12 protein-coding genes are annotated in these 12,467 nt (G+C 69.9%); 9 read left to right on the forward strand and 3 right to left on the reverse strand.

Features of this window, described 5'->3' with window-relative positions; translation table 11 throughout:
- Positions 1 to 159: 159 nt before the first annotated feature.
- Positions 160 to 597, reverse strand: coding sequence for a hypothetical protein (locus ABT147_RS31485; RefSeq protein WP_003974483.1), 438 nt, complete (start codon positions 595 to 597; stop codon positions 160 to 162).
- 213 nt (positions 598 to 810) lie between these two features.
- On the opposite strand from ABT147_RS31485, the gene ABT147_RS31490 reads away from it, so the two are divergent.
- The 8 genes from ABT147_RS31490 (at position 811) to ccsB (ending at position 9,478) form a co-directional block, all read left to right on the forward strand.
- Entirely contained in the window at positions 811 to 1,059 is a 249-nt protein-coding gene (locus ABT147_RS31490; RefSeq protein WP_351412449.1) for a hypothetical protein, read from the forward strand.
- Positions 1,060 to 1,627: 568 nt separating this feature from the next.
- Positions 1,628 to 2,947 carry a glutamate-1-semialdehyde 2,1-aminomutase gene (gene hemL, locus ABT147_RS31495; protein WP_351412451.1) on the forward strand — a complete coding sequence of 440 codons (1,320 nt, stop codon included), beginning with the start codon at positions 1,628 to 1,630 and terminating at the stop codon, positions 2,945 to 2,947.
- Positions 2,944 to 3,618: a histidine phosphatase family protein gene (locus ABT147_RS31500; protein ID WP_351412454.1), complete on the forward strand. Its 675-nt coding sequence runs from the start codon at positions 2,944 to 2,946 to the stop codon at positions 3,616 to 3,618. The genes hemL and ABT147_RS31500 overlap by 4 nt, the downstream gene beginning before the upstream one ends.
- 166 nt (positions 3,619 to 3,784) lie before the next feature.
- The gene (locus tag ABT147_RS31505) at positions 3,785 to 5,056 is read left to right on the forward strand and encodes a polysaccharide deacetylase family protein (RefSeq protein ID WP_351412456.1); all 1,272 of its coding nucleotides are present in this window, start codon (positions 3,785 to 3,787) and stop codon (positions 5,054 to 5,056) included.
- 65 nt (positions 5,057 to 5,121) lie between these two features.
- Positions 5,122 to 5,721: a TlpA family protein disulfide reductase gene (locus ABT147_RS31510; protein WP_351412459.1), complete on the forward strand. Its 600-nt coding sequence runs from the start codon at positions 5,122 to 5,124 to the stop codon at positions 5,719 to 5,721.
- Between the two features lie 10 nt (positions 5,722 to 5,731).
- The gene (locus ABT147_RS31515) at positions 5,732 to 6,520 is read left to right on the forward strand and encodes a cytochrome c biogenesis CcdA family protein (RefSeq protein ID WP_351412461.1); all 789 of its coding nucleotides are present in this window, start codon (positions 5,732 to 5,734) and stop codon (positions 6,518 to 6,520) included.
- A 4-nt stretch (positions 6,521 to 6,524) separates the two neighbouring features.
- Complete coding sequence (gene resB, locus ABT147_RS31520) at positions 6,525 to 8,390, forward strand: cytochrome c biogenesis protein ResB (protein WP_351412463.1); 1,866 nt, start codon at positions 6,525 to 6,527, stop codon at positions 8,388 to 8,390.
- A complete protein-coding gene (gene ccsB, locus ABT147_RS31525) occupies positions 8,387 to 9,478 on the forward strand; it encodes a c-type cytochrome biogenesis protein CcsB (protein ID WP_351412465.1) in 1,092 nt (363 codons plus the stop codon). The genes resB and ccsB overlap by 4 nt, the downstream gene beginning before the upstream one ends.
- Before the next feature lie 79 nt (positions 9,479 to 9,557).
- Here the strand turns inward: ccsB and ABT147_RS31530 are convergent, their stop codons facing one another.
- Positions 9,558 to 10,301, reverse strand: coding sequence for an ABC transporter permease (locus ABT147_RS31530; RefSeq protein ID WP_351412467.1), 744 nt, complete (start codon positions 10,299 to 10,301; stop codon positions 9,558 to 9,560).
- Positions 10,294 to 11,331, reverse strand: coding sequence for an ATP-binding cassette domain-containing protein (locus ABT147_RS31535; protein WP_351412469.1), 1,038 nt, complete (start codon positions 11,329 to 11,331; stop codon positions 10,294 to 10,296). Before ABT147_RS31535 ends, ABT147_RS31530 begins: the two co-directional genes overlap by 8 nt.
- A gap of 169 nt (positions 11,332 to 11,500) precedes the next feature.
- On the opposite strand from ABT147_RS31535, the gene ABT147_RS31540 reads away from it, so the two are divergent.
- The gene (locus tag ABT147_RS31540; RefSeq protein WP_351412470.1) at positions 11,501 to 12,259 is read left to right on the forward strand and encodes a TetR/AcrR family transcriptional regulator; all 759 of its coding nucleotides are present in this window, start codon (positions 11,501 to 11,503) and stop codon (positions 12,257 to 12,259) included.
- Positions 12,260 to 12,467 lie beyond the last annotated feature (208 nt).

Raw genomic sequence — 12,467 nt, forward strand, 5'->3', positions numbered from 1 at the left:
ATCTGGAGACGCCCCTGCCGTCCCACTGGTTTCCCTCGGCTCACCCACTTCGCGCAGGACATAAGGCGGGACAAAGCGAGGGACAAAGCGCGGGACCTGGGGCAGGACATGACGAGGGCGGGGTCCCAGGACCCCGCCCGTGGTTCATGAACGGTCAGCTCACGGCCAGACCAGGCAGTACGGCTGATGCCCCGCCTCGTGCAGCCGGTGGCTGAAGTCCTGCCACTCGTGGAGGAGCTGGTAGACGTTGAAGGCGTCGCGGGGGCCGCCGCGGTCCGGGACCGTCGACCAGATGAAGGCGGCCGCGCCGACCGCTTCCTCGCCGATGCCTCTGAGGGGGTCGACGACGGTCATCGGGAGCTTCACGACGGCGTAGTCGGGGTGGAGGACGACCAGTTCGAGCGGGGGCACCTTGTGGAGGGGGACGCCTTCGATGCCGGTCAGCACCATCGCGGCCATCGTCTCCGGCTTGATCTTGGTGAACATGCCGTTCATACCCAGCTCGTCGCCGCCGAGCTCCTCGGGGCGCATCGAGATCGGGACACGGGCCGCGGTCGCGCCGTCGGGCGCGCCGAAGTATTTGTACGTCACCCCCACCCGACCACCATTCCCGCTCCCCGCCCGGAGCCGGTTGACCACGTGGTCCAGGCCGTCCACCCGGTCCGTGCGATCCGCGCTCTCGACGCGGTCCCCACGGTCCTTGCGGTCCGCGCGGCTCCTGCGTTCGGCGCGCGTCCTGCGATCCACCAGGTCAGGCCGGTCCATCCGGTCCGTCTGATCCATTCCGTCCACACGATTGACACGATCCACATGATCGGCACGATCCATACGGTCCATACCGTCCATACGGCTGCGCCGCCCGATCCGCTCAGGCCCACCGCTCTGGATCCGGTCGGAACCACTGGACGGGACCCGGTCGGAACCGCTCGGGAGACGGTCACCACCGGTCTCGGCCCGGCCGGTACCCGCTTCCGTACGGTCGTCGCGGCTGTCGCGGCCATCGCGGCCGTCACGCCCGTCGCGGTCGGAACGGTCGGCGTCGCCCTGCGGACCGTGTGAGTCATGTGCGCCCTGTGCACTCTGCGGACCGTACACGCCCGGCCGTCCCTGCGGAGCGTACGGGGGCTGTGACCCCGGCGACCCCAGCGTGGGGGGCGTGGGCGGAACCGGTGGCACGGGGGGTACCGGCGGTGCCGGCGGTGGCGCGGGCAGCGAACCCTGCGGGCCCGGCGCGCCCGGCAACGGACCCGGCCCGGCCGGCCCGCTCAGCTCACCCGGCGTGCTCCGGTCCGTGGGCACCCCGCGATCGGAGGACCCGCCGCGATCGGAAGACCCGGCCCGGTCGGTCGACCCGCTCCGGTCGGTGGACCCGCTCCGCTCCTGCCGGGTCTCCGCGGCCTCCTCCGCCTCGCGCCGGTGCCTGCCCCGCCGGGCACGACGAGGACCGAGGTCACCGGCCCCCTCGCCCAGTCCGCCACCGCGATGCATATCTCCACCCGAACGCATTTCTGGGCCGCGTGACCCCCGCCGCGCAACCCGATCATCGTGTCAGTGACCTCCCCCGCGACCGCCCGCCGAAACGTGCGCGGAAACACCAGTCCGCAGGATCTTCGGAGCCTCTGACACCATGGCCTGTGTGAGCTATCCGTACGAAGCCCCAGTTTCGCAGACTCTTTTCGAGCGCGCGTCGGCCGTCACGCCCGGCGGCGTGAACTCTCCCGTGCGCGCCTTCCGCGCCGTGGGCGGTACGCCCCGGTTCATGGTGTCCGGTACCGGTCCATATCTGACCGACGCCGATGGCCGTGAGTATGTCGATCTCGTGTGTTCGTGGGGTCCGATGATCCTCGGGCACTCCCGTCCCGAGGTCATCGCGGCTGTTCAGGAGGCCGTCTCGCGCGGGACCTCCTTCGGTACGCCCGGTGAGGGCGAGGTCGCGCTCGCCGAGGAGATGGTGGACCGGGTCGGGCCGCTGGAGCAGGTGCGGCTCGTGTCCAGCGGGACCGAGGCCACCATGTCGGCGATCCGGCTGGCCCGCGGCTTCACCGGCCGCGCCAAGGTGGTGAAGTTCGCCGGGTGTTACCACGGTCACGTCGACTCGCTGCTCGCCGCCGCCGGGTCGGGAGTCGCGACGTTCGCGCTGCCCGACACCCCGGGCGTCACCGGCGCCCAGGCCGGCGACACGATCGTGCTGCCCTACAACGACCTCGACGCCGTACGGGCCGCCTTCGCCGCGCATCCCGGCGAGATCGCCTGCGTGATCACCGAGGCCTCCCCGGGCAACATGGGCGTCGTACCGCCCCTGCCGGGCTTCAACCAGGGACTCAAGGACGTCTGCGCCGAGAACGGCGCGCTGTTCGTCTCCGACGAGGTGATGACCGGGTTCCGGACCAGCCGGGCCGGGTGGTTCGGGATCGACGGGGTCGTGCCCGACCTCATGACGTTCGGCAAGGTCATGGGCGGTGGCTTCCCGGCCGCCGCGTTCGGGGGGCGCGCCGATGTGATGGCGTACCTCGCGCCCGCCGGGCCCGTCTACCAGGCCGGGACGCTCTCCGGGAACCCGGTCGCGACGGCCGCCGGGCTCGCGCAGCTGCGGCTGCTGGACGAGGCGGCGTACGGCGTCGTCGATGCCGTGTCGCTCCGGATCCAGGGGCTCGTCTCCGAGGCGCTCACCAAGGAGGGTGTCGCGCACACGGTGCAGCGCGCCTCCAACATGTTCTCCGTGTTCTTCACGGACACGCCCGTGCGGAACTACGAGGAGGCCAAGGCGCAGGAGTCGTTCCGCTTCAACGCCTTCTTCCACTCGATGCTGTCGCAGGGTGTCTACTTGCCGCCGTCGTCGTTCGAGTCGTGGTTCGTGTCGACCGCGCACGACGACCGGGCGGTTCAGCGGATCGCCGACGCCCTTCCGGCGGCGGCGCGGGCAGCAGCGGAGGCTTCGGCAGCATGAGTGACATCACGGTCGTCCACCTGATGCGGCACGGCGAGGTCGCCAACCCGGACGGGATTCTCTACGGGCGGCTCAGCGGGTACCACCTGTCGGACCTCGGGCGGCGGATGGCCGACCGGGTCGCCGAGCATCTGTCGTCCCGGGACGTGACGCATGTCGTGGCCTCCCCGCTGGAGCGGGCGCAGGAGACGGCGACGCCGATCGCCAAGGCGCACGGGCTCGACCTCGCGACCGACGGGCGCCTCATCGAGGCGGACAACGTCTTCCAGGGCAAGACCTTCGGCGTCGGCGACGGCGCGCTGAAGCGGCCGGAGAACTGGAAGCATCTGGTCAACCCCTTCAAGCCGTCGTGGGGTGAGCCGTACGTCGACCAGGTCGTGCGGATGATGGGGGCGCTGGACGCGGCGAAGGACGCGGCACGCGGGCACGAGGCCGTGCTCGTCTCGCATCAGCTGCCGATCTGGATCGTGCGGTCGTACGTCGAGAAGCGGCGCCTCTGGCACGATCCGCGGCGGCGGCAGTGCACGCTCGCCTCCCTGACGACGTTCACGTACCAGGGCGACAGGATCGTGTCCGTGGGGTACAGCGAGCCGGCGCGGGATCTGGTGCCGCCGCATCTGCTGGCGGGCGCCAAGCCGGTAAAGGGCAAGGACAAGGCTTTTGGGGCTTGAGGTGGTTGGGGAACTGCGGGTCCGTTGTGGCTGGTCGCGCAGTTCCCCGCGTCCCTGAGAAGAACCTGATTTCCCCGGAGATCAAAAGGAACCGTCGCGTCCTCTCATCCCTCTAGAACGGTGTGCTTCACGTGAACGGCTGCGTGAAATGACCGAGGGGGAAGTAATGCGCGACATATCGCGAAGGGGAATGCTCGGACTCGGCGCGGGCGCCGCCGCGGGGCTGGGGCTGACCGGGTGCGGTACGGGGCTCGGGGGCAGGCCGAGCGAGGCCGATGGGGCCGGTGAGGGTGGCAAGGCCCCCGGGAAGAAGGCGAAGCCCGGGAAGACGGTGAAGCTGCTGGGTGACGGGTCGACCGCGTACACGGGGAAGCAGCCGAACCAGCCGGGGAAGCCGCGGCCGCTGGCGCCGGGCGAGACGCCGCCGCAGTTCGTGGTGTTCTCGTGGGACGGGGCCGGTGATGTCGGGAACGGCCTTTTCGAGCGGTTCCTCAAGGCCGGGCGGGATCATGACGCCCATATGACGTTCTTCCTCTCCGGTATCTATGTCCTTCCGGAGTCGAAAAAGCGCATCTATCTTCCGCCGAACAACGCGCCCGGCGCTTCCGACATCGGTTATCTGACGGACGAACACATCAAGTCGACGCTGGGTCATGTGCGCACGGCGTGGCTCGACGGACACGAGATAGGCACCCACTTCAACGGCCACTTCTGCGGGGGCAGCGGCTCGGTCGGGAACTGGACGCCGAAGCAGTGGCGCAGCGAGATCGACCAGGCGAAGTCGTTCGTCAAGGAGTGGAAGACGAACAGCGGCTGGACCGACGTCGAACCGCTGCCGTTCGACTACGACAAGGAGCTGGTCGGCGGTCGGACGCCGTGTCTGATGGGGCAGGAGAACCTGCTGCCCACCGCGCGCGAGCTGGGCTGGCGCTACGACTCCTCCTCGCCCGGCGGTCTCCAGGTCTGGCCCGGGAAGAAGGAGGGCGTCTGGGATCTGCCGCTGCAGTCCGTGCCGTTCCCGGGGCGGAGCTTCGAGGTCCTGTCCATGGACTACAACATCATGTTCAACCAGTCGCAGAACTCCACCCAGGCCCCGCCCGCCAACTACCCGGCGTACCGGACGCAGGCGACCGGCGCGTATGTCGCCGGGTTCCAGCGGGCGTACGAGACGAACCGGGCGCCGCTGTTCATAGGCAACCACTTCGAGGAGTGGAACGGCGGGGTCTACATGGACGCCGTCGAGGAGGCCCTCAAGCACATCGCGCGGGCCAAGGAGAAGGCCAAGGACGGGGATATACGGATCGTCTCGTTCCGGCAGTTCGTGGACTGGATGGACGCCCAGACGCCGGAGGTCCTGGCCCAGCTCCGGACCCTCGGGGTGGGGGAGCGGCCGACGGGTGGGTGGAAGGAGTTCCTGGGGTCCGGTTCGGCCGCCTGACCTGCTGACAAGAGGGCTTCCGACCCCGCCGTAAGCCCTCGAAACGGGCATGCGAAACTTTTCACATGAGTGTCCGTACGAGCCGTAGTCGTGCCGCTTTGCTCTCTGCCGGGGCCGCCGCCCTGGCGCTGACCCTGTCCGCGTGCGCGGGCGGTGGCATCGAGGGCGGTGGCGGTCAGGCCGGGTTCATCACCGGCTCCGACGGGATCGCGACGGTGAAGAAGGGGGACCGGGACACCGCGCCCGCTCTCTCCGGGAAGACCATCGACGGCGAACAGCTCGACCTCTCCGCCTACAAGGGCAAGATCATCGTCCTGAACGTGTGGGGTTCCTGGTGCGCGCCGTGCCGCGCCGAGGCGCCGAACCTGGCGAAGGTCTCCGAGGATCTCGCCGACCAGGGCGTGCAGTTCGTCGGTATCAACACGCGGGACACCAGCACCCGGCCCGCGGTCGCCTTCGAGGAGCAGTACAAGGTCGAGTATCCGAGCCTGTACGACCCCACCGGCAAGCTGCTGCTGCGCTTCGAGAAGGGCTCGCTCAACCCGCAGCTGATCCCGTCCACACTGGTCGTGGACCGGGACGGGAAGCTCGCGGCGCGCACCCAGCAGGCGCTGAGCGAGGAGAAGCTGCGCAAGATGCTCAAGCCGATCCTCGCGGAGAAGTGACGTGCCGGGGATGTCCTCCGCGCCGGCCACGGCCACCGCGCTGACCACGACCGCCGCCGAGCTGAACGAGACCGTCTTCAACGGGGCCCTGCTGCTCGCCCTGCCGATCGCCGTGCTCGGCGGGCTCGTCTCCTTCTTCTCGCCCTGTGTCCTGCCGCTGGTGCCCGGCTATCTGTCGTACGTCACCGGAGTCGGCGGCACCGACCTGGTCGACGCCCGCCGGGGCCGGATGGTCGCCGGGGCCGGGCTGTTCGTGCTCGGTTTCACCATCGTGTTCGTCTCCAGCGGCGCGCTCTTCGGCTACTTCGGCCGGACCCTGCTGGAGCACCAGGACGTGCTCACCAAGGTGCTCGGCGCCCTGATGATCGCCATGGGCCTGTTCTTCATGGGGCTGATGCCCTGGTTCACTCAGCGCGAGTTCCGCTTCCACACCAGGCCGGCCACCGGGCTCGTGGGCGCCCCGATACTGGGCGCGCTCTTCGGCATCGGCTGGGTGCCCTGCATCGGCCCGACCCTCGCCTCGGTCAACGCGCTCGCCCTCGAACAGGCCAGCGCCGGTCGCGGGGCCCTGCTGATGGTGGCGTACTGTCTGGGGCTGGGCCTGCCCTTCGTGCTCGCCGCGGTGGCCTTCCGCAAGGCGCTCGGCGCCTTCGCCTGGGTCAAACGGCACTACGCGTGGGTGCTGCGCATCGGCGGCGGCATGATGATCACGATCGGACTGCTCATGCTGACCGGCGCCTGGGACCGCATCATTCAGGAGATGCAGGTCTGGTCCGCCGGCTTCACCCCTGGGATCTGAGCCAATGACGACGACCGACTCCGGCAACCGCGAGAAGAACGCCGGCCCCCCTCCGGCGGGCGGCGACCACGCGAACACCGCCCGGCGCGGGAGCACCGCCCCCGACGACAGCGACCTCGGTGCCGCCGGCTCGCAGCTGTCCACCGCCCCCCAGGAGGAAGCCCCCAATCTTCCCTCGCTGGGTGTGATCGGGTGGGCCCGCTGGTTCTGGCGGCAGCTGACGTCCATGCGGGTCGCGCTGCTCCTTCTCTTCATGCTGTCGCTCGCGGCGATCCCCGGCTCGCTGATCCCGCAGTCGGGGCAGGACGAGACCCAGGTCGCCGACTTCATGAAGCGGCACGACACCCTGGGGCCGGTCTACGAGAAGCTCGGGCTGTTCCACGTCTACAGCTCGGTGTGGTTCTCGGCGATCTACATCCTGCTCTTCGTCTCGCTCATCGGCTGCATCGTGCCCCGCACCTGGCAGTTCGTCGGCCAGCTGCGCGGCCGACCGCCGGGCGCGCCCAAGCGGCTGACCCGGCTGCCCGCGTACGCGACATGGCGTACGGAGGCCACGCCGGAGCAGGTGCGTGAGGCCGCGCTGAAGGCGCTGCGCAAGCGCCGGTTCCGGGCGCATCTCGCCGGGGACGCGGTCGCCGCCGAGAAGGGCTATCTGCGGGAGGTGGGCAACCTCGCCTTCCATGTCGCCCTGATCGTGATGCTCGTCGCCTTCGCCTGGGGCCAGCTCTACCGGTCCGAGGGCAACAAGCTGATCGTCGAGGGCGGCGGCTTCGCCAACGTCCTCACCCAGTACGACGACTTCAAGTCCGGCAACCTCTTCACCGCCGAGGACCTCAACGCCTTCAGCTTCGACCTCAAGGACTTCCGGGGCACGTACGAGAACAGCGGGCCGAACAAGGGCACGCCGCGTGTCTACGAGGCCGCCGTCGACTACACCGTCGGCACCGGCGGCAAGCCGCGGTCGACCAAGATCGAGGTCAACAAGCCGCTGGAGATCGGCGACTCCAAGGTCTATCTCGTCAGCCATGGGTACGCGCCCGTGCTGACCGTCCGGGACGGGAACGGCAAGGTCGTCTTCAGCGATGCCGCGCCGCTGCTGCCGCTGGACTCCAATGTCACCTCCTCCGGTGCGATCAAGGTCATGGACGGCTACCGCAACGCCGAGGGGAAGCGGGAGCAGCTCGGTTTCCAGGCGTTCTTCCTTCCTACGTACGGCGGCAAGAACACGGCCGTGGTGTCGCAGTTCCCCGCGCTGGGGAACCCCGTGCTCAACCTGCAGCCGTACCACGGTGACCTCGGGGTGGACTCGGGTGTGCCGCAGAGTGTGTACCGGCTGGAGAAGCGGAAGCTGACGGCGTACAAGAACTCCGAGGGCGAGAACGTACGCGTGAACCTGAAGCCCGGCGAGACGATGACGCTGCCCGGGGGGAACGGCTCGGTCACCTTCGACGGGGTCAAGGAGTGGGCCGGGTTCCAGGTCACTCAGCAGCCCGGTAGCGGGTGGGCGCTCGGGGGGGCGATCACCGCCATCTTCGGTCTTGCCGGGTCCCTGTTCATCCAGCGTCGGCGGGTGTGGGTGCGGGCTGTGGCCGGGGCGGACGGGGTGACCGTCGTGGAGATGGCGGGGCTTGGGCGCAGTGAGTCGGCGAAGGTGCCGGAGGAGTTGGGGGACTTGGCTGCGGTCGTGTATGCCGAGGCCCCTGCTGCCGCTGAACCCGAGTCCGACAGCGAGCCGTCTGCTGCTGATGCCGAGGGTGGTGACGCTTCCCGGCGCTCACAGGGTGCCGCCGCGCCCACCTGTGCCGCCCCAGCGGCACGATTGCCCGCAGCTCATGCAGACTCCGAGACCGAAGGGACTGAGAAGCCGTGAATCTCGCCGCCGCGACGAACGAGAACCTCGCGAACATCAGCAACACGCTGATCTACTCCGCGATGGCCGTGTACACCCTGGCCTTCTTCGCGTACATCGCCGAATGGCTCTTCGGGAGCCGGAGCAAGGTGGGCCGTACGGCTGCCGCGCTGACCGCTGACACGAAGGGCGCCGGGAAGGTGGAGGCGCCCGCCGTGACGGTGAAGTCGGCCGGTGGGACCGGTGTGCTGGAGCGGCCGAAGGTGGTCGTGCGGGCCGCCGCCGGTGCCCGGGACGTGCCGGACGGGCCCGGGGCGCACGGCGGGGACGAGCAGGGCGACCTCTACGGCCGTATCGCCGTGTCCCTCACCGCGCTCGCCTTCATCGTCGAATTCGGTGGGGTGCTCACGCGGGCGCTCTCGGTGCAGCGGGCGCCGTGGGGCAACATGTACGAGTTCAACATCACCTTCTCCACCGTGGCCGTGGGGGTGTACCTCTCGCTGCTCGCGCTGAAGAAGAACGTCCGCTGGCTCGGGCTTCCGCTCATCACGACGGTCCTCCTCGATCTCGGTCTGGCCGTCACTGTCTTGTACACCGCCAGCGACCAGTTGGTTCCCGCCCTCCACTCGTACTGGCTGTACATCCACGTCTCCACCGCGATCTTCTGCGGCGCGGTGTTCTACGTGGGCGCGGTCGGCACGATCCTGTACCTGTTCAAGGACTCCTACGAGACCAAGCTCGCGAGCGGGGGCCGGCCCGGCCGGTTCGCGTCGTCCGTCATGGAGCGCCTGCCCGCCTCGGCCTCGCTCGACAAGTTCTCGTACCGAGTCAACGCCGCCGTCTTCCCGCTGTGGACGTTCACGATCATCGCGGGCGCGATCTGGGCGGGCGACGCGTGGGGCCGGTACTGGGGCTGGGACCCCAAGGAGACCTGGTCGTTCATCACCTGGGTCTGCTACGCCGCGTATCTGCACGCCCGTGCCACGGCCGGCTGGAAGGGGCGGAAGGCCGCCTACATCGCGATCGCCGCGTTCGCCTGCTGGCTGTTCAACTACTACGGCGTCAACATCTTCGTGAGCGGCAAGCACTCGTACGCGGACGTCGGCTGAGGCCGGCGTAAGCCCTCCCGTACGGACGGGCGTAGGCCCTCCCGTACGGGCCCTCTCCACCGGCCCGGGCGTCACGGGATCACGCCGTACGCCTCCTGAACAGGTACCCCGACGCCCCCGCCGAGACCGTCAGGATTCCCGCGCACCAGGCCAGTGCCACCCATGGCGTGGTGCCCACCGGCTGGCCGAGCAGCAGGCCCCGGAGGGTCTCGATCACCTTGGTCACCGGCTGGTGGGCCGCGAAGCCCTGGAGCCAGCCGGGCATCGTGTCGGTCGGGACGAAGGCGCTGCTGGGGTAGGGGAGGAAGCTGACGAAGAAGGTGAAGCCGCCCGCCGCTTCGGAGGACCTGACGAAGAGGCCGATCGCGGCCGACAGCCAGGACAGGGCGAGGATGTAGACCAGGAGGACGGCCGTCGCCGCCAGCCAGCCCGAGAGCGTGGCCGAGGGGCGGAAGCCGATGGCGAAGGCCAGGCAGAGGACCAGGGCGGTGGCCAGTGAGTTGCGGGCCGCCGATGCCAGGACGTGGCCGGTGAGGATCGGGGTGCCGCCGATGTCCAGGGAGCGGAAGCGGTCGATGATGCCGCTCTTGAGGTCCTCCGTCACCGCCATCGCCGTGTTGGCCGAGCCGAAGCCCGCGCAGAGGAGGAGGACACCGGGGACGACGTAGGTGACGTACCGCGTGCCGGTGTCGATCGCGCCGCCGAAGAAGTAGACGAAGATCAGCAGCAGCATCACCGGCAGGGCCATCGAGGTGATGAGGGCGTCGATGTTGCGACGGCTCAGGCGCAGCGAGCGGCCGGTCATGATCAGGGCGTCAGACATGGGCGGGCTCCGCGGCGGGGGATCGGGTGAGTTCGAGGAAGACGTCGTCGAGAGTCGCCGTGTGGACGGAGAAGCGCGAGACGGTGGTGCGGGTGGGGTCCAACTCGTCCAGCAAGGCGCGGATGTGGGCGGCCGAGCCGTCGGTGGGGAAGCCCAGCGTGCGGGTGTCGGGGTCGGTGTGGGTGGCGCGCGGGACCAGGCGCAGATAGCTCGCCGAGTCGGCGAGCACCAGGTCGAGGCGGTGGCCCGCGACGCGTCGCTTCAGCTCGGCCGAGGTGCCCTCGGCGGCCAGGACGCCCTTGTCGAGTACCGCGATACGGTCCGCCAACTGGTCCGCCTCTTCGAGGTACTGGGTGGTCAGGAAGACCGTGGTGCCCTGGGCGGACAGTTCGCGTACGACGTCCCAGAGGGCGGCGCGGCTGCGTGGGTCCAGGCCCGTGGTCGGCTCGTCCAGGAAGATCACCTCGGGGTCGCCGACCAGGGACGCGGCCAGGTCCAGGCGGCGGCGCATGCCTCCGGAGTACGTCTTCACGAGGCGGTCGGCCGCGCCGGTGAGGTCGAAGCGGTCGAGGAGTTCCGCCGCCCTGGCACGCGCGGCCGGACGGCCGCGGCCCGCCAGGCGGGCCATCATGCGCAGGTTCTCGGTGCCCGTCTGCATCTCGTCGACCGCCGCGAACTGACCGGTCAGGCTGATCGCCCGGCGGACCCGGGAGCGCGCGGTGCGGATGTCGTGGCCGGCCACCCGGGCGGTGCCCGCGTCGGCGGTCGAGAGCGTGGCCAGGATGCGTACGGCGGTGGTCTTGCCCGCGCCGTTGGGGCCGAGCAGCGCGTGTACGGCGCCACGCGGGACGGTGAAGTCCACGCCGCGCAGGACCTGGAGGTCACCGTAGGCCTTGGTCAGGCCGGCGGCCTCGATGGCCGGGCGCGCGTATGCGTCGGACGGGTGGCGGTCGGGCGGCTGCCGGTTGGACGGCTGCCGGTCGGACGGGTGCCGGTCGGACGGGTACGGGTCGGACGGGTGCTCTGGCATCGCCCCTCATCTCTGTGTCTCTCTCGCTGCGGCTCTGGCGCTGTGGCTCTGGCGGAATTCAACTGCGTAACCCTTACGCATTACTGTGTAAGGGTTACGCAGAAATAGGATGTGCGTCAAGCAGGGGGCGGGGACCGGTGGGCGATTCGGGGCGGCGAGGGAGGCGTACGTGGCGGACACGGAGAGCGGGACGGGGCTGCCCGTGAGCCTCGAGGTGGCCTGGGGCCTGCGCGAACGCCCCGCGAAGGGGCCGCGGCCCGGGCTGAGCCTCGACCGGATCGTGGACACGGCCGTGTGGATCGCCGCCGCCGAGGGGCTCGGCGCGGTGTCCATGGGGCGGATCGCCAAGGAACTCGGCGTCTCGCCCATGTCGCTCTACCGCTATGTCGGCGCCAAGGACGAGCTCTATGTGCTGATGCTGGAGGCGGCCGTGGGGGTGCCGCCCGAGGGGCCGCCGTCCGGGGCGGGGTGGCGCGAGTGCCTCGCGTGGTGGGCGCGGGCGCAGCGGGCGGTCTTCCGCCGGAACCTGTGGGTGCTGCGCATCCCGACGTCGGGGCCGCCCATCGGCCCCAACTCCCTGGCCTGGATGGAGGCGGCGCTCGCGGGGCTGGACGGCACCGGCCTGCGTGAGGAGGAGAAGCTCTCCGTGCTGATGCTGGTGGGCGGCTACGTACGGAACGAATCCGTGCTGACGTCCGACCTGGAGGCCGGAATGCGGGCGAGCGGGGTCGGGCCCGACGAGTCGCTGCGGCGCTACGCTGCGGCGCTCGGGGCGCTCACCGACGCCGAGCGGCACCCCGCCATCGCGCGGCTCCTCGGCTCGGGCGTGTTCGAGCACGGGGACGAGGGCGACACCGACTTCGACTTCGACTTCGGGCTCGACCGGGTGCTCGACGGCATCGAGGTCCTGGTCGAGTCGCGACGCTGATGCCGGTTCCTTCGCGTCCCTGAGGGCACCGCCCGGTGCCGCGGCCTGCGCCGCCCGGGTCCCGGTCCGGCTCCCCTACAACTCAGGTACCACACGCCCCTGTTGTGTCATTCCCAGGGTGGAGGAAGGCGCGGCCCGGTGAGGGATCCGCATGGGTGGCCGCTTCCTGAATGATCTTTCCTGTCCGAACGTGTGACCGGAAGGATCG

Source organism: Streptomyces sp. NPDC001868, from assembly GCF_040297125.1.
Taxonomy (GTDB): domain Bacteria; phylum Actinomycetota; class Actinomycetes; order Streptomycetales; family Streptomycetaceae; genus Streptomyces.

Coding starts and splice junctions, on each gene's coding strand:
- ABT147_RS31490 (WP_351412449.1), top strand. CDS start 811: ATGATCGGCACGATCCATACGGTCCATACCGTCCATACGGCTGCGCCG.
- hemL (WP_351412451.1), top strand. CDS start 1,628: ATGGCCTGTGTGAGCTATCCGTACGAAGCCCCAGTTTCGCAGACTCTT.
- ABT147_RS31500 (WP_351412454.1), top strand. CDS start 2,944: ATGAGTGACATCACGGTCGTCCACCTGATGCGGCACGGCGAGGTCGCC.
- ABT147_RS31505 (WP_351412456.1), top strand. CDS start 3,785: ATGCGCGACATATCGCGAAGGGGAATGCTCGGACTCGGCGCGGGCGCC.
- ABT147_RS31510 (WP_351412459.1), top strand. CDS start 5,122: ATGAGTGTCCGTACGAGCCGTAGTCGTGCCGCTTTGCTCTCTGCCGGG.
- ABT147_RS31515 (WP_351412461.1), top strand. CDS start 5,732: ATGTCCTCCGCGCCGGCCACGGCCACCGCGCTGACCACGACCGCCGCC.
- resB (WP_351412463.1), top strand. CDS start 6,525: ATGACGACGACCGACTCCGGCAACCGCGAGAAGAACGCCGGCCCCCCT.
- ABT147_RS31530 (WP_351412467.1), bottom strand. CDS start 10,301: ATGTCTGACGCCCTGATCATGACCGGCCGCTCGCTGCGCCTGAGCCGT.
- ABT147_RS31535 (WP_351412469.1), bottom strand. CDS start 11,331: ATGCCAGAGCACCCGTCCGACCCGTACCCGTCCGACCGGCACCCGTCC.